Annotated in this window: 22 protein-coding genes and 1 pseudogene; 13 read left to right on the forward strand and 10 right to left on the reverse strand. The window is 64.0% G+C overall.

Annotation, left to right across the window (positions count from 1 at the left end; genetic code table 11):
• Positions 1-81 precede the first annotated feature (81 nt).
• The 4 genes from dapD to EJ076_RS05350 all read left to right on the forward strand — a co-directional run bounded on the left by dapD (position 82) and on the right by EJ076_RS05350 (position 2,531).
• Positions 82-936, forward strand: coding sequence for a 2,3,4,5-tetrahydropyridine-2,6-dicarboxylate N-succinyltransferase (gene dapD / locus EJ076_RS05335; protein ID WP_126067155.1), 855 nt, complete (start codon positions 82-84; stop codon positions 934-936).
• Between the two features lie 72 nt (positions 937-1,008).
• Complete coding sequence (locus EJ076_RS05340) at positions 1,009-1,371, forward strand: DUF805 domain-containing protein (protein ID WP_126067156.1); 363 nt, start codon at positions 1,009-1,011, stop codon at positions 1,369-1,371.
• Positions 1,364-1,741, forward strand: a complete 378-nt coding sequence (locus EJ076_RS05345; RefSeq protein WP_164548547.1) for a DUF805 domain-containing protein — start codon at positions 1,364-1,366, stop codon at positions 1,739-1,741. Before EJ076_RS05340 ends, EJ076_RS05345 begins: the two co-directional genes overlap by 8 nt.
• A 13-nt stretch (positions 1,742-1,754) precedes the next feature.
• A complete protein-coding gene (locus tag EJ076_RS05350) occupies positions 1,755-2,531 on the forward strand; it encodes a hypothetical protein (RefSeq protein ID WP_126067157.1) in 777 nt (258 codons plus the stop codon).
• Here EJ076_RS05350 and EJ076_RS05355 read toward each other — a convergent pair.
• Positions 2,431-3,474 carry a 2-dehydropantoate 2-reductase gene (locus tag EJ076_RS05355; RefSeq protein WP_126067158.1) on the reverse strand — a complete coding sequence of 348 codons (1,044 nt, stop codon included), beginning with the start codon at positions 3,472-3,474 and terminating at the stop codon, positions 2,431-2,433. The genes EJ076_RS05350 and EJ076_RS05355 overlap by 101 nt on opposite strands.
• A 129-nt stretch (positions 3,475-3,603) precedes the next feature.
• On the opposite strand from EJ076_RS05355, the gene dapE reads away from it, so the two are divergent.
• On the forward strand, positions 3,604-4,797 hold the full coding sequence (gene dapE, locus EJ076_RS05360) for a succinyl-diaminopimelate desuccinylase (RefSeq protein WP_126067159.1): 1,194 nt from the start codon (positions 3,604-3,606) through the stop codon (positions 4,795-4,797).
• Between the two features lie 5 nt (positions 4,798-4,802).
• The gene (locus tag EJ076_RS05365; protein ID WP_109667267.1) at positions 4,803-5,435 is read left to right on the forward strand and encodes a transporter; all 633 of its coding nucleotides are present in this window, start codon (positions 4,803-4,805) and stop codon (positions 5,433-5,435) included.
• Positions 5,436-5,482: 47 nt separating this feature from the next.
• Here the strand turns inward: EJ076_RS05365 and truA are convergent, their stop codons facing one another.
• The 4 genes from truA to def are packed head-to-tail and all read right to left on the reverse strand — an operon-like array spanning position 5,483 to position 8,268.
• On the reverse strand, positions 5,483-6,253 hold the full coding sequence (truA, locus tag EJ076_RS05370; protein ID WP_126067160.1) for a tRNA pseudouridine(38-40) synthase TruA: 771 nt from the start codon (positions 6,251-6,253) through the stop codon (positions 5,483-5,485).
• A 22-nt stretch (positions 6,254-6,275) separates the two neighbouring features.
• Entirely contained in the window at positions 6,276-6,782 is a 507-nt protein-coding gene (locus tag EJ076_RS05375) for an N-acetyltransferase (protein ID WP_126067161.1), read from the reverse strand.
• Positions 6,779-7,732: a methionyl-tRNA formyltransferase gene (fmt, locus tag EJ076_RS05380; RefSeq protein ID WP_126067162.1), complete on the reverse strand. Its 954-nt coding sequence runs from the start codon at positions 7,730-7,732 to the stop codon at positions 6,779-6,781. The genes EJ076_RS05375 and fmt overlap by 4 nt, the downstream gene beginning before the upstream one ends.
• A gap of 5 nt (positions 7,733-7,737) precedes the next feature.
• Entirely contained in the window at positions 7,738-8,268 is a 531-nt protein-coding gene (gene def, locus EJ076_RS05385; protein ID WP_126067163.1) for a peptide deformylase, read from the reverse strand.
• 103 nt (positions 8,269-8,371) lie between these two features.
• Between def and EJ076_RS05390 the strand changes: the two genes are divergently transcribed.
• A complete protein-coding gene (locus tag EJ076_RS05390; RefSeq protein ID WP_126067164.1) occupies positions 8,372-9,643 on the forward strand; it encodes a DNA recombination protein RmuC in 1,272 nt (423 codons plus the stop codon).
• A gap of 6 nt (positions 9,644-9,649) precedes the next feature.
• Here the strand turns inward: EJ076_RS05390 and EJ076_RS05395 are convergent, their stop codons facing one another.
• The 3 genes and pseudogenes from EJ076_RS05395 to EJ076_RS05405 all read right to left on the reverse strand — a co-directional run bounded on the left by EJ076_RS05395 (position 9,650) and on the right by EJ076_RS05405 (position 11,996).
• Positions 9,650-10,054, reverse strand: a complete 405-nt coding sequence (locus EJ076_RS05395) for a GFA family protein (RefSeq protein ID WP_109667250.1) — start codon at positions 10,052-10,054, stop codon at positions 9,650-9,652.
• 63 nt (positions 10,055-10,117) lie between these two features.
• Positions 10,118-11,083, reverse strand: a complete 966-nt coding sequence (locus EJ076_RS05400) for a cation diffusion facilitator family transporter (RefSeq protein WP_126067165.1) — start codon at positions 11,081-11,083, stop codon at positions 10,118-10,120.
• A gap of 105 nt (positions 11,084-11,188) precedes the next feature.
• Positions 11,189-11,996 (reverse strand): annotated as a pseudogene (locus EJ076_RS05405) (transglutaminase family protein).
• Between the two features lie 211 nt (positions 11,997-12,207).
• Between EJ076_RS05405 and EJ076_RS35990 the strand changes: the two are divergent.
• Together EJ076_RS35990 and sugE are read left to right on the forward strand one after the other, a co-directional pair.
• Positions 12,208-12,333 (forward strand): hypothetical protein, encoded by a 126-nt coding sequence (locus EJ076_RS35990; RefSeq protein ID WP_013528464.1) that lies wholly within the window; start codon positions 12,208-12,210, stop codon positions 12,331-12,333.
• Positions 12,334-12,540: 207 nt separating this feature from the next.
• A complete protein-coding gene (sugE, locus tag EJ076_RS05415; RefSeq protein ID WP_013528463.1) occupies positions 12,541-12,855 on the forward strand; it encodes a quaternary ammonium compound efflux SMR transporter SugE in 315 nt (104 codons plus the stop codon).
• A 75-nt stretch (positions 12,856-12,930) separates the two neighbouring features.
• Here sugE and EJ076_RS05420 read toward each other — a convergent pair whose 3' ends face one another.
• Positions 12,931-13,359, reverse strand: a complete 429-nt coding sequence (locus EJ076_RS05420; protein ID WP_109667244.1) for a DUF6481 family protein — start codon at positions 13,357-13,359, stop codon at positions 12,931-12,933.
• Positions 13,360-13,635: 276 nt separating this feature from the next.
• Between EJ076_RS05420 and EJ076_RS05425 the strand changes: the two genes are divergently transcribed.
• From EJ076_RS05425 to EJ076_RS05440, 4 genes are all read left to right on the forward strand, one after another.
• Positions 13,636-14,697: an LLM class flavin-dependent oxidoreductase gene (locus tag EJ076_RS05425; RefSeq protein WP_126067166.1), complete on the forward strand. Its 1,062-nt coding sequence runs from the start codon at positions 13,636-13,638 to the stop codon at positions 14,695-14,697.
• Positions 14,698-14,811: 114 nt separating this feature from the next.
• Positions 14,812-15,981 carry an AI-2E family transporter gene (locus EJ076_RS05430; RefSeq protein ID WP_126067167.1) on the forward strand — a complete coding sequence of 390 codons (1,170 nt, stop codon included), beginning with the start codon at positions 14,812-14,814 and terminating at the stop codon, positions 15,979-15,981.
• Positions 15,982-16,049: 68 nt separating this feature from the next.
• Positions 16,050-17,051 (forward strand): LLM class flavin-dependent oxidoreductase, encoded by a 1,002-nt coding sequence (locus EJ076_RS05435; RefSeq protein WP_126067168.1) that lies wholly within the window; start codon positions 16,050-16,052, stop codon positions 17,049-17,051.
• A gap of 88 nt (positions 17,052-17,139) precedes the next feature.
• Positions 17,140-17,934 carry an inositol monophosphatase family protein gene (locus EJ076_RS05440; RefSeq protein WP_245462960.1) on the forward strand — a complete coding sequence of 265 codons (795 nt, stop codon included), beginning with the start codon at positions 17,140-17,142 and terminating at the stop codon, positions 17,932-17,934.
• Positions 17,935-17,954: 20 nt separating this feature from the next.
• Here EJ076_RS05440 and EJ076_RS05445 read toward each other — a convergent pair whose 3' ends face one another.
• Positions 17,955-18,974: a LacI family DNA-binding transcriptional regulator gene (locus EJ076_RS05445; RefSeq protein ID WP_126067169.1), complete on the reverse strand. Its 1,020-nt coding sequence runs from the start codon at positions 18,972-18,974 to the stop codon at positions 17,955-17,957.
• Positions 18,975-19,072: the final 98 nt, after the last annotated feature.

Genomic DNA, 19,072 nt, shown 5'->3' on the forward strand with positions numbered 1-19,072 from the left:
CAAAGCCTGCCAAGGGGTCCGCGCGACTTTGGAAACAGGTTAAGGCGTTGCCCCTTAACAGCTTGGTAATGGAGCGAATTCATGTCGAAGCCCGATCTGGCGAGTCTCGAAAAGACCATTGAGAAGGCCTTCGAGGAACGCGACACGATTTCGACGGCGACGCGTGGCGAAACGCGCGATGCCATCCAGTCGGCGCTCGACCTGCTCGATCGCGGCGACGCCCGTGTCGCCGAACGGCAGGCCGACGGCAAGTGGCATGTCAACCAGTGGCTGAAGAAGGCCGTGCTGTTGTCGTTCCGGCTCAACCCGATGGAGATCATCAAGGGTGGTCCGGGCGAGGCGGTGTGGTGGGACAAGGTGCCGTCGAAGTTCGACGGCTGGAGTGCCGTCGACTTCGAGAAGGCAGGCTTCCGCGCCGTGCCGTCGTCGATCGTGCGCCGTTCGGCCTATGTCGCGCCTGGCGCCGTGCTGATGCCGTCCTTCGTCAATGTCGGCGCCTATGTCGACTCAGGTACCATGGTCGACACCTGGGCCTCGGTCGGCTCCTGTGCCCAGATTGGCAAGAACGTCCATCTGTCCGGCGGCGTCGGCATCGGCGGCGTGCTGGAGCCGATGCAGGCCGGGCCTACCATCATCGAGGACAATTGCTTCATCGGCGCTCGCTCGGAAGTGGTCGAGGGCTGCATCGTGCGCGAAGGCTCGGTGCTCGGCATGGGCGTCTTCATCGGCCAGTCGACCAAGATCGTCGACCGCGCCACCGGCGAAATCTTTTATGGCGAAGTGCCGCCGAATTCCGTCGTCGTCGCCGGTTCGCTGCCGGGCAAACCTTTTCCGAACAACGAACCTGGCCCCAGCCTCTACTGCGCCGTCATCGTCAAGCGTGTCGACGCCAGGACCCGGTCCAAGACCTCGATCAACGAATTGCTCCGCGATTGATCTTTCCGCAAAGCGAGCGCACCTTCCGCCGGCGCGACAATCGGTCGCGCTAGTTCAATATGGAGGGGTGACATGGACTGGAAATATCTGCTCACAAGCTTTGATGGCCGCATCAACCGTGGCAAGTTCTGGGCTGGCATCGGCGTATTCATCGTTATCGGCGTCATAGCTTTCATTCTCGATGCGATCCTCGGCACGCGGTTCACCACGGCCAGCGGCGCTCAGGTCGGCATTATCGGCATCCTCTTCGCGCTGGCATCGATCTATTTCGCGATTGCCCTCTATGCCAAACGCTGGCACGACCGCAACAAGTCGGGCTGGTGGACGCTGATCGGCCTCGTACCCATTATCGGCGGCATCTGGCTGCTGGTCGAACTCGGCATCCTCGAAGGCACCAGGGGTGCCAATCAATATGGACCGGACCCGCTTGCCTGACAGATCAGATCTCACCTGGCTTTTCTTCAAAATATCGGGCCGCGTCAGTCGCGCGGCCTATTTTCTTGGCGGGTTGCTCGTCGCCATCATCCAGGCCTTTCCGCTCTACCGCTTCACGCTGGTGCCGGAAGGCTCGGCCGAGAGCAACATGTGGTCGTTCATCTTCTTCGTCGCCTTCATTGCCTCGCTGTGGTCGAACATCGCGCTGGCGGTCAAGCGGCTGCACGACTTGGACAAGCCGGGCATTGCCGCGCTGATCCTGTTCGTGCCGGTGGTCTCGATCGTCGCCTTCCTTGTGTTGTGCCTGTTTCCAGGGCAGCCTGGGCCCAACCGCTATGGCCGGCGCACCAACGAGCCGGCACAACCCTGAGGGCCGATCGGACATGCGCTACCGCACGCTTGATCCGAAACTGATCGTCGAAACCGCCGAGCGGCTGGAAGAGCGGATCGCCGACCGTTTCCCCGAAGCGGGATTGCGTGGCGTCGCCGCCGAACTGGTCTCGCTGTCGCGCGATCTGGCCAAGGCGGCTCAGGCGCTCGAAGCGCCGATCTGGTGGCTGCGCGGGCTGATCATCGCTGCCGTCGCCGCCGGCGCGCTGATCTTCCTGTTCGTCGGCACCATCTTGCCGCTCATCCACATCTCCCAGGCCGACGATGCGGTGCAGTCGGTGCAAGGCATCGAAGCCACGATCAACATGATGATCCTTGCCGTGCTTGGCTTCCTGGCGTTGATCCGCACCGAGGAGCGTATCAAGCGCAAGCGGGTGTTTCGCCAGCTGCACGGCCTGCGCTCGCTGATCCATGTCATCGACATGCACCAGCTGACCAAGGATCCGGCGGCACTTTCGTCCAATTTCAAGCCGACGGCGCATTCACCGGCCCGCATCACCAATGCCGCCGACCTGGCGCGCTACCTCGACTATTGCTCCGAAATGCTGTCGATCACCGGCAAGATCGCAGCGCTGTTCGCGCAGTCGGTCAATGACGACGTGGTCATCGACGGCGTCAACGACATCGAAAACCTGGCTTCCAACCTGTCGCGGAAAATCTGGCAGAAGATCACGTTGATCGACGGCCAGCCGGCGGCGCAACGACCTGCTCCGGCGCCAGGCCCGGTGAGCCAAGCCGCTCCGATTCCGCCGCGCGCACCAAGGCGGTGATCCGCTGGACCATCGGCGCCGGCGTGCCGGCCTCTTCCGCCAGCCGCAGGATGGCGCCCTGCAAGTCATCGATCTCCGTCGGCCGGCCGCGCTGCAAATCGTCCCACATCGACGAGCGCGCCTGCGGGTCAATCGCCAGCATGCGCCGCGCCAGCAGCTTGAACAGCCAGTCCGGCAGCCTGAGCACTTTCGGCAGCAGCGCCGGCCGCAGGCCGGCGATCCGCGCCGGCTCGATGCCGGACGCTTTCATCGCCGTCAGCGCCTCGTCGATCTGACCGGCCAGGATCAGCCGCCAGCGCCGATCGGCCAATTCGGTTGCCAGCGGCAGGCCGGAAAGTGCCACCAGCGCGTTGTTCAAATTCATAAGCAGCTTGCCCCACAGCACGGCCTTCATCTCGCCATGGGCCTCGACCGCAAACCCTTCGACGCCAAGCAGGCTGACCAGGCCGGCGTCGCCATCCTCGACCATCACCGTGCCGTCGCTGGCGCGGTGCACGCGCAGCGGCAGTTCGCCGTCCGGCGACTGCACGACATTGAACGGCACCATGCCGGCCAGCACCGTTCGCCGGCCAAGTCCTGCACGCAGCCTGTCGGCATTGTCGATGCCGTTCTGCAGGCTGACCACCACAGCATCCGGGCGCGCATGGGCCCTGATGAGGGCTGCCATGTCCTGCGTCGCGCCGCTCTTGACCGTGACCAGGATCACGTCCGCTTGCGGCAAGGCGGTCGCCGGATCGGTGGTGACGACAAGTGCCTCGGGCCTGATCGTGCGATCGCGGCCTTCAAGGTCGCTGACCCGCAACCCACCCTGCCGCAAGGCCACCTCGATGCGCGGCCGGGCCAGCAGGGTCACCTCGCGGCCGGCGAGCGCCAGGCAGCCGCCAGCATAGCAGCCAATGCTGCCGGCGCCGGCAATGACGATCCTCTTGTCCCCGTTTGCCATCCTGTCGCCCCGCATTCGGCCCGGAACTATACGACATGAAAACCATAATGTCGGCGCTATCGCCAGCCATGGAGCTGGCCCCCATGTCTGGCCGTGACAGGCCCTGCGCTTTCGACTATCGCTTTTGCCATGACGCTGCCGACCGATCCCGCCGAAAACCTCGCCGCCCTTATCCGTTGTGCTTCGGTGACGCCCACTGAGGGCGGTGCGCTGACCGCGCTGGAGACGATGCTGAAACCGCTCGGCTTCCTGGTCGATCGGCCGGTGTTTTCCGAAGACGGCACGCCCGACATCGAAAACCTCTATGCGAGGCGTTCCGGCAACGGCCCGCATCTGATGTTCGCCGGCCACACCGATGTGGTGCCGGTCGGCGACGAAGCCGCATGGACGCATCCGCCCTTCGCCGCCGAGATCGCCAATGGCGAGATGTATGGCCGTGGCGCAGTCGATATGAAGGGCGGCATCGCCTGTTTCATCGCCGCCATGGCGCGCCATGTCGAGCAGAATGGTGGTCCGAAAGGCTCGGTCTCGCTGCTGATCACCGGCGACGAGGAAGGGCCGGCCATCAACGGCACCGTCAAGCTGCTCGAATGGGCGGCTTCCAGGGGCGAGAAATGGGATGCCTCTATCGTCGGCGAGCCGACCAACCCGGACGCGCTCGGCGACATGATCAAGATCGGCCGCCGCGGCTCGATGTCCGGCGCCATATCAGTCAATGGCCGCCAGGGCCATGTCGCCTACCCGCAGCTTGCCGACAATCCGGTGCGCGGGCTGATGAGCCTGGTCGACGCCTTGCTGCATCCCGTCTTCGACAAGGGAACCAGGGATTTCCAGCCGACCAATCTGGAGATCACCTCCATCGACGTCGGCAATCCGGCCACCAATGTCATTCCGGCCAAGGCGCTTGCCACCTTCAACATCCGCTTCAACGACACCTGGACTGATGAGACCCTGCAGGCCGAGATCCACAACCGGCTCGACCAGGCGGCCAGGCGCAAGAAGTACCGGCAGGGCAAGAAGACGCCGGTCGACTACGAGCTCGTCTGGCGCGACCGGCCAAGCCATGTCTTCCTGACCCGCGACGACAAACTGATCGAAACGCTGCGCGGCTCGATCAAGTCGGCGGTCGGCAAGGAGCCGACGCTGTCGACCTCCGGTGGCACGTCCGACGCGCGTTTCATCAAGGACTATTGTCCGGTGGTCGAGTTCGGGCTGGTCGGCAAGACCATGCACATGGTCGACGAACGCGTCGCCATTGCCGATCTTGAAACGCTGACGCGAATCTACCAGCGCTTCATCGAAGACTGGTTCGGACAGGGCTGAGCAACATGCTTTCGGCGGACGAAACCCAAGCTTCGCTGACGGGCGCCTGGCGATTGATGCTCGGCAAGGCCGATGGATTGCGCCTGCTCGACCTGTCGGCCGACGGCTTCTGGAATTCCTTTTTCGCCATTGTCGTTGCCGCACCGGCGCTGATCGTCGGCTGGGTCGGCATCGCCAACGAGATCGGCGATCCCGATGCCTTCGCGGGTCGCTTCAGCATGCTGGTGCGCCTGGCGACGGTCGACATCGGCTCCTGGGTGCTGCCGTTGATTGCGCTCGCTTTGATCGCGCCGCGCGCCGGCATAGGCGGCCGCTTCGTCCACTATGTCGTTGCCAGCAACTGGGCTTCGGCCATCACCGCCTGGCTGATGCTGCCCTCGGCGCTGATCCGGCTTTTCCTGTCGTCCGCGAGCCAGGTTTCGAGCCTCGTGTCGCTGCTTTTGTTTGCCCTGTCGATGGTGCTGACCTGGCGCATGACCAACGCCACCATCGGCAAGGGCCCAGCGATCGGCACCGGCGTTTTCGTCGGTATGTTCATCGCGTCGCTGTTGGTGCTGTTCGGCCTGCAGACACTGCTCGGCATCACCGTGCCGGATGATGTCGGGGCTCAGAGCCTTTCCGGGTTCGTCTCCGGATAGAGCCTTCGGGCCTCTATCCCGGATAGAGCCTTCCGCCTCTATCCTGGTTAGTCGACCTCAGGATAATCGACGCCCGAATAATCGACGCCGATGAGAAAAAGCCCGTCTGGCGGCGCCACCTGGCCGCAGGCGGCGCGGTCGTGCGCATCGAGTGCCGCCTTCAGGTCGGCCTCGGTCCAGCCGCCGTCGCCGACACGCTTGAGCGAGCCGACCATCGAACGCACCTGATTGTGCAGGAAGGAGCGCGCCGAGGCCCTTACCTCGATCAGGTCGCCTTGCCGCATCACATCGAGCCGCTCCAGCGTCCTGATCGGGCTGTTGGCCTGGCACTGGGTCGAGCGGAAGGTGGTGAAGTCATGCCGCCCAAGCAGGACCTTCGCCGCCTCATGCATGGCGCCGGCGTCGAGCCGCTTCGGCACCCACCACACCTTGCCCTTGTCGAGCGCGGCCGGCGCGCGGCGGTTGAGGATGCGGTAGAGATAATGGCGGCCGGTGGCCGAGAAGCGCGCATCGAAGCCGTCCGGGACGACGGCCGCCTTCAGGACGGCGATGCGCGCGCCGGCCGCCTGCAAATGGGCATTGATCGCATCGCGCACCTTGTCGCCGGGCCACGCCTTGGCGAGGTCGACATGCGCCACCTGGGCGGTCGCATGCACGCCGGCATCGGTGCGCCCGGCGGCACGCAGCCTGACCACTTCGCCACAGAATTTTTCGATCGCCTGCTCGATCGCCTGCTGCACCGAAGGCTGATCCGCCTGGTGCTGCCAGCCGGCAAACAGGCTGCCGTCATATTCGATGTCGAGGCGAAAACGCGGCATACCGGCTGCTGTACGCTCTCGCCTAGGCGGCGAGAGCGGTGAAGGCGGAGGCGTAGACCAGCCTGCCTGCCTCTGGTGCGTCGCCCCAGGCCAGCGCTTGCAGTGCTTCGCCCTGGTACTCGCTTTCGAAGTTCTGGGCACGCGTGTGGCTATAGCCGAAACGCCCGTAATAGGTGGGGTCGCCGAGCACCACGGCCAGCGTCTCGCCGCCGTCCCTGAGGCGGATATGCGCCTCGCGGATCAGCGCGCCGCCAATGCCGCTGCCATGGAACGAAGGCTCCACCGCCAGCGGCGCAAGCGCTACGGCGGCGAAGGTCTTGCCGCCATTCTGGACGAACAGCCGCGAAAACAGGATGTGGCCGACCACCTGGCCGTCTTCTTCCGCCACCAGCTCGGCAACGGCGTCGCCGCCAGTCACCAACGCGTCGACCAGCCCGGCCTCCGCCTGCTGGCCGAAAGCGTGTTCCTCGACGAGGCGAATGGCCTCGCGATCCCGCGGCGTCGCCGCGCGTATCGACATCATGCTCATGAGAATTTCATTCCTTTTTCGATCTTGGCCCCGCGCAGGAACTCCGACGCGGCAGCGGGCCTTCCGCCCGCCCGTTGAACTTCGACCAGTCTGATCGCGCCTGCCCCGCAGGCGACCGTCAGCCGATCATCGAGAATTCCTCCCGACTCGCCCAAATCTTCCGAAGGCGACAGGCCTTGCGATAGCGTCGAGCGAAGCAGTTTCAGCCGCTCCGGGCGGCCGCCAATTCCTATCTCGGACCAGGCGCCGGGAAAGGGCGACAGGCCACGAATGCTATTGTGGACCTCGCTCGCCGAGCGAGTCCAGTCCACGCGCGTCTCGGATTTATCGATTTTTTTGGCGTAGGTCACCCCTTCCACCGCCTGGGCGGCAAATGTCAGGGTGTTCCTTTCCAGTCGCGCCAGCGCTTCCACCATCAGGGTCGCACCGACACTCATCAACCGATCATGCAGATCGCCGGCTGTCATATCGGGTTCGATGGCGCATTTTTCAACCAGTCCGACCGGACCGGTGTCCAAACCCTCTTCCATGCGCATCACCATCATGCCGCTTTCCAGGTCGCCGGCCATGATGGCGCGCTGGATGGGTGCCGCGCCACGCCAGCGCGGCAGCAGCGATGCATGGCCGTTGATGCAGCCAAGCCGGGCCGCCTCCAGAACCGCTTTCGGCAGCAGCAAGCCATAGGCGACGACCACGGCGACATCGGCCTGCAAGGCACGGAACGCGGCCTGCTCGGCCTCGCCCTTGAGCGAAGTCGGTGTCCGCGTCTCGATGCCCAGCCGCTCCGCCTCGCGCTGCACCGGCGACGGCGTCAGCTCCAGCCCGCGCCGTCCGGCGGCGCGCGGCGGCTGGGTGTAGACGGCTGATATCTCATGTCCAGCCTCGGCAATCGCGCGCAGCGTCGGCACCGAAAACTCAGGCGTGCCCATGAAGATGACGCGAAGGGGCATTTCCCCTATCCCGCCAGTTTGCCCGGCGCCTTGTCCCTGGCGAGCTTCTTGAATTTCTTCACCACCATGTCGCGCTTCAGCTTCGAGATGTGGTCGATGAACAGCACGCCATTGAGGTGGTCGATCTCATGCTGCAGGCAGGTCGCCATCAGGCCCTCGGCCTCCATCTCCTGCAACTTGCCGTCGCGGTCGAGATATTTGACCCGCACGGAGGCCGGGCGTTCGACCTCGGCGTAATAGTCCGGGATCGACAGGCAGCCTTCCTCGTAGACGGAGCGCGCGTCGGCGCTCTCCAGGATTTCCGGGTTGATGAAGACCTGCGGCGCCGGCGTCTCGTCTTCCTTGGCCAGATCGATCACCAGCATGCGCAACGGCTCGCCGATCTGGATTGCCGCCAGCCCGATGCCGGGCGCGTCATACATCGTCGCCAGCATATCGTCGGCTAATTTGCGCAAAGGCGCGTCGACGCGCTCCACCGGCTTGGAAACCTGGCGCAGGATGGGGTCGGGAAGGATGATGAGCGGCTTGATCGGCATGGCGTTCCACCTAAGACCTCCAGCGAAAAGCGTCAACCATTGGGCTTGAGGCTCGTTCACGTTTTGATCTGTGCTATCAGGGCGAATCGTCTATGCTGTCCACATGAATGATCTGAGCACTATCCTTTCGGAGCCTGTCGCCCGGCTTGGCGCCACCACGATCACGCTCGGCCATGCGCTGGCCTTCGGCGCTTTGCTGTTTCTTGGCCTGTTCGTGGCGCTCGTCATCGCGCTGTGGCGGTCGGCCAAGGCGCGGGCTGTCGCTGCCGCCGAAGCCGCCGACCATGCCCGCGACGCCGAGGCGCGGATGGCCGGCATATTGCAAAGCCAGGCCGAGATGCAGGGCCGCATGGGCGCCATCGCCGAAGTGTTCGGGGCACGGCAGGCGGAACTGACGCAGTCGATCGGCCAGCGCCTCGACGCCATGACCGGCCGCCTTGGCCAGACCATGACCGAGCAGACCAAATCCACGCATGAGAGCCTGGCCAAATTGCAGGAGCGGCTGGCGATCATCGATGTCGCGCAAGGCAACATCCAGTCGCTCGCCGGCCAGGTCGTGCAGCTGCAGGCGATCCTTTCCAACAAGCAGACGCGGGGCGCCTTCGGCCAATCGCGCATGGAGGCGATCGTCGCCGACGGCCTGCCGCACGGCGCCTATGAATTCCAGGCGACATTGTCGAACGGCAGCCGGCCCGATTGCCTGGTGAAGATGCCGAACGGCGCACCGTCGCTCGCCATCGATGCAAAATTTCCGCTGGAAGCCTGGAACGCCATCCGCGCCGCCGATGGCGCCGACCTGCAGAAGGCAGCCTCGCAGGCCTTCCGCCGCGACATCGAGATCCATGTCCGCGATATCTCGGAAAAATACCTGATCCAGGGCGAGACGCAGGACACCGCCTTCATGTTCGTGCCGTCGGAATCGGTGTTCGCCGAGATCCACGAGAATTTCGAGGCGATCGTGCACAAGGCGCACCGCGCCCGCGTCGTCATCGTCTCGCCGTCGCTGCTGATGCTGTCGATCCAGGTCATCCAGGCGATCCTCAAGGATGCGCGCATGCGCGAACAGGCGCATCTCATCCAGGGCGAGGTCATCCGGCTGATGGAGGACGTTGCGCGTGTCGACGAGCGGGTGCGCAAGCTGCAGGTCCATTTCGGCCAGTCGGCCAAGGACATCGACGACATCCTGGTTTCGACCTCGAAGGTCACCAAGCGCGGCCAGAAGATCGAGGCGCTCGAGTTCGGCGCGCAGCCAGACGGCGATGCTGTCGCGGACGCAGCGTCACGGGCTCCGGTGGCGAAGGTCGACGCGGGCGCCCGCGTTGCCGATTCGAAAACCGGACAGCTCAGGTTGAGGGTCGTCGAAGGCGACGACTGAGCCGCGCTACTGCTCCTCCACCGTGGTCATGCCCTGAAATTCCGGCAACCAATGCAGCGCCGAGCGGTGCCATTTCTGCTGTGTCGGTGTCAATTCCTGGCGTTGCCGCGCGGTTCCCACTCGAATTCCATAGACCTTCGGACCATCTCCGACCGACGTGGCGTAAAGGTGCGAGCCGCAGTCGGCGCAAAAGGCCTGGGCGCGCTTGGCGCCGCTCGCCACGATCTTGATGTAGATTTTCGGCGTGCCCTTGGTGATGCGGTAGTTGCTTTCCGGCGCCGGAACCGTCACGCGAAAAGCCGTGCCGGTCAGTTGCTGGCAGTCCGTGCAGTGGCAGATGTTCGTCTTTTGAGGATCGACCTCTGCCTCGTAGGTAATGGCGCCACAATGGCAGCCGCCGTCGATTTTCATCTTCGCTCCTCCAGAATTCCCGACGATCTTAGCGGGGCAAGGCCGCGAGGCAACGGCGCAGCGCTAGTCCAGCGCTGGATCGGATGCGGTCTCGATCAGCTTGCGCCGTTTTTCCCAGGTGCCTGACGTCTGCGGCTTGACGAACAGCCGCGTGATCTCCGGCATCTCTTTTTTCAGCTTCGCCTCCAGACGCTCCACACAGGCTTCGATCTCCGGCGCCGTCAGATGATCCTCGAATTCGATGCTCAGGCCGGCGACGATCTCTGTCGGCCCCATATGGACGGTCAGGACGCCGTTTGCCCGCTGCACCGCCGGATCTTGCTGGGCGATCGCCAGCACCTGTCTCTGCACCTCGAGTGATGCCGGCTCGCCGATCAGCAGGCCCTTGCTTTCGCGTGCCAGGAAGATCGCCGTCGCGCCGAGGATCAGCCCAATGCCGATCGAGGCGGCGCCGTCGAGCTCCGGCATCTCCAGCAGTTCCGCCGCCAGGATGCCGGCGAAAGCGACGATCAGGCCGAGCAGGGCCGCACTATCCTCGAACAGCACGGTGTAGACGCTCGGATCCTTGCTCGATTGCACGGCCTGCAGCCAGCCCTCCTTGCCCTTCTGCTTGCGAAACTCCTTCAGCGCCACCCACCACGAGCTGCCTTCGAACAGGAAGGCAAGACCCAGAACGATGTAGGTCACCTCAGCGTTGGCGACCGGCTCCGGCGCCATGATATGGACCACGCCTTCGTAGAACGACACGCCGGCGCCCAGCGCGAAGACGAGAAGGGCGACGATGAAACTCCAGAAATACAGCTCGCGGGCGTGCCCGAGCGGATGCGTGCGGTCGGCCGGGCGGGCGGCGCGATGCATGCCGTAGAGCAACAGGCCGCCATTGCCGGTATCGACCAGCGAGTGCACGCCTTCCGACAGCATCGCCGAGCTGCCGGTGAAGAGGGCGGCGGCGAACTTGGTCACTGCGATGGCGAGATTGCCGGCAAGTGCTGCGTAGATGACTTTCTTTGAGCCGCCATGCCCGGCCATCGTATAGTCCCCGTTCGAGGCACCCAGTCTAACGGCCAGGCCGCCGAAGCTCCACAGGCAACGCGCGAGTAGCCCGATCGTTCAAGACGGCGGTTGCTACGGCGGCTATTCGACGATCTCGCTTGTCCACACCTTGAAGCCGGCTAGCGTACCCGGCCCGAATATGGGTCAGCGGCACATCTGCGGCGTCGCGGCCGGAGGCAATCAGGATGCGGCCGATGCGCGGCGCATTGTTGCGCGGGTCGAAGACATGCCAGCGGCCGCCGAGATAGACTTCCATCCAGGCGCAGAAATCCATGCTCGCCCACGGCTTTGGCATGCCGATGTCGCTGATATAGCCGGTGCAGTAGCGCGTCGGGATGTTGAGTGCCCGGCAGAAGGTGACGGCGAGATGCGCGTAGTCGCGGCAAACACCGCTCTGTTCGCGATAGGCTTCCGCCGCGGTGCGCGTTGGCCGCGCATTGCCGTAGTTGAAGACGATATGGTTGTGGACGAAGTCGCAGACCGCCTGCACGCGTGGAATGCCGAGCGGTGTGTTGCCGAACAGCCGCCACGCTTCGCTGGCCAGAAGGTCGCTCTCGCAAAAGCGGCTGGGCAGCAGGAACAGCAGCGTGTCCGCCGGCAGGTCGCGCACCTCGTGCTGCCAGGCCATCAGGTCGCCCATCTCGAAGGTGCCGGGATCGCGGATCACCGCGTCGGTGCCGAAGGTGAAACGCCCGGGCGGCGCGACGAACCGGTTGCACCAGTTGCCGAAACTGTCGCGATAGCTCTGGATCGGCACCGGCGGATTGGAGATCAGGAAATCCGGCCGTTCGAGATCGGAGGCCCGGGAATAGTGCACATTCAGCATCGCGATGAGCGGCGTTTCCTGGGGAAAGTCGAAGCTCATCTCGCAGCCGATGTGGATTCGCATTGTCGTCCTGACGGCCTGCCTGACGATCACCCGGCGAAGGCACGGGTTGATGCTGCAGTGCGAAAATGACCATGGCACGGACCGCCAGGGTTTACGAGCAAATTAGAAACCGGTTGAAAGCGATCCGCTGACGGCGGCAGCAGTCGCTAACCCCTTGCGGTCCGGCGGTTCTCTTGTTTCACTTCGCTTCCCACATCAGGAGGAACGAATCATGGCTAAAGGTGCGATGAAGGCAGGCAAGGAAGCCCGCAAGCCGAAAAAGGACGCCAAGAAGCCCGCCCCGGCTCCGGCCCTGAAGGCGCCGCCGGTCAAGGCGATGAAGCTCAAGGACAAGTAGGTCCGGCCCATCCGCTTCGGAATAAGATTACGGCCGGCAACACTGTTGCCGGCCGCTGTTGATCGAGCGCCCGAAATTCCTATATTGCGTGGCGGGGACGACCTCGCGCTTCCCCCAAAATCCGGACGGGACGACCCGCCATTGTTTGACTGAGCGTCGGACACCCGAAAATCACTTTCGGTCCGATGCTCTGATGGAGCGTTGTCGATGTCGTGGATTCTTCTCTTTTTTGCCGGCCTGTTCGAGATCGGCTGGGCAATCGGCCTCAAATACACCGATGGCTTCTCGAAGCTGGTGCCGACCGTGCTGACCGTTGCTTCGATGGTTGTCAGCCTCACTCTGCTCGGCCTGGCGCTGAAGGCGCTGCCGGTCGGCACCGCCTATGCGGTGTGGACCGGCATTGGCACCGTCGGTACGGCACTGCTCGGCATCTGGCTGCTCGGCGAGCCAGCCACCGCGATCAGGCTGGCCTGCATCGCGCTCATCGTCTGCGGCATCATGGGGCTGAAGTTCGCCGCCTGACCATAGCGGCAGACAAACACGTTCAGGGCCGCTGCGAGGCGACCCTGACCTTGAAATTCGATGCTTGCCGCGAGGCTAGCGGGCGGAGAAGCCTGGAGGCGTTCTGCCGGTGCGCTGCTTGCGCGCTGCATAACGCGCGTCGCGCTTAGCCTTTCGTTCGGCTTCGTCGGCCAGGAAACGGGCGATGCGCTCGTTCTCTTCGGATTCCCGAATCTTGGCCTCAGCCTGCGCAGCTTCCTCAGCGGCGATACGTGCCGCCTCGGCTGCTGCCTCGCGCTCGGCCTTCTCGACCGCTTCGCGTGCCAGCTTTTCCTGCTTCAGCCTGGCCTTCTCGGCCTCGCGGATTTCGCGGGCCTCGAGGATTGCCTTGCGTTCGGCCTGCCGCGCCAGCACTGCGGGATCATCCGCCGCCGGTTTTGCCTTGAAGCGCTCGAGGAGCGCCTTCTTTGCCTCGTTTGCGGCGTTGCGCCGCTCGAAAACGTCTTTTTCCCTGTAGATAGCCAAGTCCACTTCCCTGAAGTCAATTCGCGACGCTTACATACGCGCGAAAACCGAGAGTTCAAGCGCCAAAACGGCATGGCAGCCATGAAATTGTTGGCTGTTGCAGCCGGGAGACGCCTTTAGAGCAATTCCAGGAGAAGTGTGAAGCGGTTTCCGTCCGGAATTGCGACGAAGAGATAGAGCCTAAACCGACATGCACTGTTCACCGTCCGCCCCACTGGCGGCGAGGCGGGTCGGTCGCTACCTCTAGCCACAAAACCCAACACCAGGATGACATCAATGGAACTCGGTCTCTACACCTTCGCCGACGTCAGCCCGCAGCCGGGCCCCGGCGCCATCGGCCCGCATGAGCGGCTGCGCAACCTGATCGAGGAGGTCGAACTGGCCGACCAGGTCGGCCTCGACGTCTTCGGCCTCGGCGAGCATCACCGGCCCGACTACGCCGCCTCGGCACCGGTCGTGGCCCTGGCCGCGGCCGCCGAGCGCTCGAAGCGCATCAAGCTGACCAGTGCGGTCACCGTTCTGTCCTCCGACGACCCGGTGCGCGTCTTCCAGCAATTTGCCACGCTCGACCTTCTGTCGGGCGGCCGCGCCGAGATCATGGCCGGGCGCGGCTCGTTCATCGAATCCTTCCCGCTGTTCGGCTACAATCTCGAGGACTATGACGAGCTGTTCGCCGAAAAGCTCGATCTGCTGCTTGCCATCCGCGATAGCGTGAAGGTCACCTGGTCTGGCAATCTGCGTACGCCGATCAATGATCGCGGCGTTTATCCCCGGCCCTTCCAGGACAGGCTGCCGGTGTGGATCGCCATTGGCGGCACGCCACAATCGGCGGCGCGCGCGGGTGCCCTTGGCCTGCCGCTGGCGCTCGCGATCATCGGCGGCGAGCCGGCGCGCTTCGCGCCGCTGTTCGATCTCTACCGTGAGGCCGCCAAGCGCGCCGGCAGCGATCCGGCGGGCCTTGCCACCAGCATCAACGTGCACGGCTTCATCGCCGAAACGACCGAGCAGGCGGCCGACGATTTTTACGGCCCGCAGGCGGAAGTGATGAACCGCATCGGCCGCGAGCGCGGCTGGGGACCGACATCGCGGGCGCATTTCGACCAGTCGCGTGGTCCTGATGGCGCCTTGTTCGTCGGCAGCCCCGAGCAGGTGGCCGAGAAGATCGTTGCCCAGCACAAGATCTTCGGCAATGACCGCTTCCTGCTGCAGATGGCGATCGGCACCATGCCGCATGCCAAGATCATGAAGGCGATCGAGCTTTACGGCACCAGGGTGGCGCCGATCGTGCGCAAGGAAACGGCCAAGGCCGCGCCGGCACTGGCAGCGCCCGTCGCCTGAGCCAATGGCAAGGCCTACGGGCGCAGGCCTTGCCGGCTAAAGGAACCTTGAAGCCACGTCAGCGTTTTCCACCGACGGATTGCACCAATTGCGGTGCGCCGTTGAGGGACCGTGATGAAAGCCGAACCCGCCGCTTTGAGCGCAGGCGTTGCCGAGGTTGACGACGCGCGCGTCGCGGCTCGTGCCGACACGCATCTGATGCGTTCACTGCTGATCGGCATCTTCCTGTTCATGGCCATCTACGCGCTCTACTTTGCCCGCGCCTTCTTCATGCCGGTCATCCTGGCTTTCCTGCTGGCTCTGACGCTGACGCCCATCGTTCGGCTCTTGCGCAAGCACGGCATCCCCGAAGTGATTTCCGCGACCCTTCTGGTGCTGTTGTCGATCTGCATCTTTGCCAGCGCCGGCTACCTGCTCAGCAGCCCGATCATCGACCTCATCAACAACACCTCGTCGATCGGCCAGCAGCTCACCGAACGGCTGGCGCAATTGCGGCAACCGTTCGAGAAGATCATGCAGATCTCGCATCAGGTCGAACAGCTGACCGAGACCTCGCAGGAGCCGGGCATCCAGAAGGTGGCGGTGGCGCAGTCCGGCATCATGTCGGCGGCGGCCAGCAATATCCTGTCGGCGGGAACAAGCCTCACCATCATCTTCGTTTTGTCGCTGTTCCTGCTCGCGTCCGGCACGATGTTCTATGAAAAGATCATCCAGTCCTTCGCCCGTCTCAGCGAAAAGAAGCGGGCGCTGCGCGTCGTCTATGACGTCGAGCGCGAGATCTCGCACTATCTGCTCACCGTCACCATCATCAATGCCGGTCTCGGCGCGGTCATCGGCCTTGGCCTGTGGGCACTCGGCATGCCCAACCCGCTGGTCTGGGGCGTGGCCGCGGCATTGCTCAACTTTCTGCCCTATGTCGGAGCGCTGATCACCATCGTGTTTGTCACGATCATGGCGCTGATCAGCTTCGACACAATCGCCTACGCAATGCTGGCGCCGGCCTTCGTGCTGTTGTGCGACATCGTCGAAGGCCAGTTCGTCACACCGATGGTGGTCGGCCGGCGCCTCGAGATCAACGCCGTGGCGATCTTCATCGCCATCGCCTTCTGGTCATGGCTGTGGGGCTTCGTCGGCGCGCTGATGGCGGTGCCGCTGCTGGTCGTCATCAAGGTGTTCTGCGATCATTTCGATGGGCTGAGCCATGTCGGCAATTTTCTCGCCGCGCAACAGACGACCGTCGTCGAGGAGGACGACAACGCCGACACCGAACCCGCGAAAGGTTGATCAATATTTTTGAATTTGCGGCGCCCCCGGGCGCTTCCTACATGCGGTCCTGACACAGGATACCGTTCATGACCGACCTTTCCGTTCTCGATCTGTCGCCGATCATCGAAGGCAGCGATGCCTCGCAGTCGCTGGCCAACTCGCTCGATCTTGCCCGCCATGCCGAACGGCTGGGCTACAAGCGCTACTGGCTGGCGGAGCATCACAACATGCCGGGCATTGCCAGTGCGGCAACCGCGGTCGTCATTGCCCATGTCGCCGGTGGCACGAAGACCATTCGTGTCGGTGCCGGCGGCATCATGCTGCCCAACCATGCGCCGCTGGTCATTGCCGAGCAGTTCGGCACGCTGGCCGCCTTGCATCCGGGCCGCATCGATCTCGGTATCGGCCGGGCGCCCGGCACCGACATGGGCACAGCCCGCGCCTTGCGCCGCAACCTCGAGGCCGGCGTTGACAATTTCCCGCAGGATGTCGTCGAGCTGATGGGCTATTTCCAGCCAGCAGAGGAAGGCCAGCGCATCCGCGCCGTGCCTGGCGAAGGCCAGAACGTGCCGGTCTGGATCCTCGGCTCCAGCCTCTACGGCGCGCAGCTCGCCGCCATGCTCGGCCTGCCCTACGCCTTCGCCTCGCATTTCGCGCCGGCGGAGCTGGATCACGCGCTGGATGTCTACCGCTCGCGCTTCCAGCCGTCCGAGCAGCTCGACAAGCCGCATGTCATGCTCGGCCTCAACGTCTTTGCCGCGCCATCCGACGCCGAGGCACGTTTGTTGTTCACCTCGTTGCAGCAGGCTTTTGTCAATCTGCGCACGGGCCGGGCCGGTCGGCTGCCGCCACCTGTCGAGAACTATGACCGCGATCTCGATCCGATGGCAAAGACCATGCTCGACCAGGCGCTGTCCTGCGCCGTCGTCGGCTCCCCGGAAACGGTCAGGCAAGGTATCGATGCCTTCGTACGCCGTACCGGCGCCGACGAGCTGATGGTCACCGCGCAGATATCAGACCATGCAGCGCGGGTGCGGTCGTTCGAGATCCTCGCCGAGGCCCATAAATCGCTGTCGCAAGCGGCCTGACAGTCCTGGTACGAGATACTCTTGGCTTGGAAGGTGCGGTCCGCCTCTGCTAAAGGCAGGCCACCCTTCCGCAAGATCGAGCGCCCCCGTGAACGATGACCATGACGCCCGCATGCAATTTGCCGTCGATCTGGCGCGGCGGGCAGGCGAACTCGGCCTGAAATATTTTCGCGACCTGGAAAACCTGACCATCGAGAGCAAGGGCCATCAGGACCTGGTCTCGGATGGTGACCGCGAGGTCGAGCTGTTCATCCGCGCCGCAATCGCCGCTGATTATCCGCAAGATGGCATCGTCGGCGAGGAACATGCCTCGGTTGCCGGCCAGACTGGCTATGTCTGGGTCATCGACCCGATCGACGGCACCGCCAATTTCGTGCGCGGCATTCCGGCCTGGTGCGTGGTGATCGCCTGCACCAGGGACGGGGAGGCCGTGGCTGGCGTCATCCATGAGCCGTCGACCGGCGAGACGTTTCACGGCAGGCTCGGCGGCGGCGCCTTCGTCAACGGCCGGCCGATCAGGACCAGTGCGGCGACCAGCATCGAGGAAGGTTCCGTCGGGACCGGATTTTCGAACCGCGCCGACACCGAAAATATCGCCGTGCTGATCCGCGCGCTGCTAGCCGAAGGCGGCGTTTTCTTCCGCAATGCCTCCGGTGCGTTGATGCTCGCCTATGTCGCCGCCGGCCGGCTGCTTGGCTATGTCGAAGAGCACATGAACGCCTGGGATTGTCTGGCCGGCATGCTTCTGGTCGAGGAAGCCGGTGGCACGGTGGTGAAGCCCGATCCGAAGACGGTGCTGCAGAAGGGCACGCTGGTCATCACGGGTGGCAAAGGCGTCTTTCCGAAACTGCAGGAGCTTTGTTCGGAGGCGTTTGGGCTCTGACCCCGCCGACGAAGTGGGCGCTATGCGCTCACGCTCTGCGCAATCGCCCCGAGCGGGCGGCATGAATTGCGGATCATCAGCCGGCCCTTGAGCACCAGTTTGCGCGGCGGCGCGTCCCTGTTGCCGGCGAGACGGTCGAGAAGCAGATTGGCCGCCTGTTCGCCGATCGCCTGCACCGGTTGCGCCACCGTGGTCAGCTGCGGCTGGAACACGTCGGACCATGGAAAGTCGTCGAAGCAGGCAACCGAAATATCCTCCGGGCAGGACAGGCCGATGTCGCGGATCGCCTTCATGGTGCCGATCACCATCGGGTTGTTGGCTGAAAAAATCGCGCTTGGCCGATCGTGCGAGGAAAGCATCTGCATGGTGGCGTTGTAGCCGTCGATCTCGTGGAAATTGCCGAAGCGGATTAGCTCCTCCGCGATCGGCAGCCCGGCGGCGTGCAACGCCTCGCGATATCCCGCCATGCGGTCATGCATCGGCGAAATGTCCGACGTGCCGGTGATGTAGCCGATTCGTCGATGGCCGAGATTGATCAGATAGGTGATGGCGTCGAAAACCGCGCGCTGGTTGTCGAGGACCACGGTATCGGTGTCGACGCCCTCGCAGATACGGTCGAGCAGCACGACCGGCACATTGGCGTCGTCGACGATCCCCTTGAGGATCGCGCCGTCGCCGACGCGCGCCACGATCAGCCCGTCGACCATGCGGTCGAGCAGCAGCCGGATCTGGTCGTCCTGGGTGTTCAAATCCTCGTCCGTGCAGCACAGCATGACGGCATAGCCGGCCCGGTCGAAGGCCTGCTGGATGACCGAGACGACATCTGTGAAGAACGGGTTGGTGATGTGCGGCACGGTCAGCCCGATGGTGCGGGTCGTGCCCATCTTCAGGCTGCGGGCGATCGCATTGCGCTTGTAGCCGATATCGCGGATCGCCTGTTCGATGCGCTGGCTGAGTTCCGGACTGACCGTCGCCGTGCCGTTGATCAACGCCGACACGGTGGCGACCGAGACACGCGCCGCCTCGGCCACATGAAGCATTGTGGGTGCGGTGGATCTACGCTGCTTTTTTCGCCCTGACGCTGTCATTTTCGAAACGTTTCGTCACCCCTTGCTGCCAATACCTACGGAATACCATC

It is taken from the genome of Mesorhizobium sp. M7D.F.Ca.US.005.01.1.1 (assembly GCF_003952545.1).
GTDB classification, from domain to species: Bacteria; Pseudomonadota; Alphaproteobacteria; order Rhizobiales; family Rhizobiaceae; genus Mesorhizobium; species Mesorhizobium loti.

Bases quoted from the DNA above. Each gene is read 5' to 3' on its own strand.
- dapD (WP_126067155.1), top strand. From the start codon at position 82: ATGTCGAAGCCCGATCTGGCGAGTCTCGAAAAGACCATTGAGAAGGCC.
- EJ076_RS05340 (WP_126067156.1), top strand. From the start codon at position 1,009: ATGGACTGGAAATATCTGCTCACAAGCTTTGATGGCCGCATCAACCGT.
- EJ076_RS05350 (WP_126067157.1), top strand. From the start codon at position 1,755: ATGCGCTACCGCACGCTTGATCCGAAACTGATCGTCGAAACCGCCGAG.
- EJ076_RS05355 (WP_126067158.1), bottom strand. From the start codon at position 3,474: ATGGCAAACGGGGACAAGAGGATCGTCATTGCCGGCGCCGGCAGCATT.
- dapE (WP_126067159.1), top strand. From the start codon at position 3,604: ATGACGCTGCCGACCGATCCCGCCGAAAACCTCGCCGCCCTTATCCGT.
- EJ076_RS05365 (WP_109667267.1), top strand. From the start codon at position 4,803: ATGCTTTCGGCGGACGAAACCCAAGCTTCGCTGACGGGCGCCTGGCGA.
- truA (WP_126067160.1), bottom strand. From the start codon at position 6,253: ATGCCGCGTTTTCGCCTCGACATCGAATATGACGGCAGCCTGTTTGCC.
- EJ076_RS05375 (WP_126067161.1), bottom strand. From the start codon at position 6,782: ATGAGCATGATGTCGATACGCGCGGCGACGCCGCGGGATCGCGAGGCC.
- fmt (WP_126067162.1), bottom strand. From the start codon at position 7,732: ATGCCCCTTCGCGTCATCTTCATGGGCACGCCTGAGTTTTCGGTGCCG.
- def (WP_126067163.1), bottom strand. From the start codon at position 8,268: ATGCCGATCAAGCCGCTCATCATCCTTCCCGACCCCATCCTGCGCCAG.
- EJ076_RS05390 (WP_126067164.1), top strand. From the start codon at position 8,372: ATGAATGATCTGAGCACTATCCTTTCGGAGCCTGTCGCCCGGCTTGGC.
- EJ076_RS05395 (WP_109667250.1), bottom strand. From the start codon at position 10,054: ATGAAAATCGACGGCGGCTGCCATTGTGGCGCCATTACCTACGAGGCA.
- EJ076_RS05400 (WP_126067165.1), bottom strand. From the start codon at position 11,083: ATGGCCGGGCATGGCGGCTCAAAGAAAGTCATCTACGCAGCACTTGCC.
- EJ076_RS35990 (WP_013528464.1), top strand. From the start codon at position 12,208: ATGGCTAAAGGTGCGATGAAGGCAGGCAAGGAAGCCCGCAAGCCGAAA.
- sugE (WP_013528463.1), top strand. From the start codon at position 12,541: ATGTCGTGGATTCTTCTCTTTTTTGCCGGCCTGTTCGAGATCGGCTGG.
- EJ076_RS05425 (WP_126067166.1), top strand. From the start codon at position 13,636: ATGGAACTCGGTCTCTACACCTTCGCCGACGTCAGCCCGCAGCCGGGC.
- EJ076_RS05430 (WP_126067167.1), top strand. From the start codon at position 14,812: ATGAAAGCCGAACCCGCCGCTTTGAGCGCAGGCGTTGCCGAGGTTGAC.
- EJ076_RS05435 (WP_126067168.1), top strand. From the start codon at position 16,050: ATGACCGACCTTTCCGTTCTCGATCTGTCGCCGATCATCGAAGGCAGC.
- EJ076_RS05445 (WP_126067169.1), bottom strand. From the start codon at position 18,974: ATGCTTCATGTGGCCGAGGCGGCGCGTGTCTCGGTCGCCACCGTGTCG.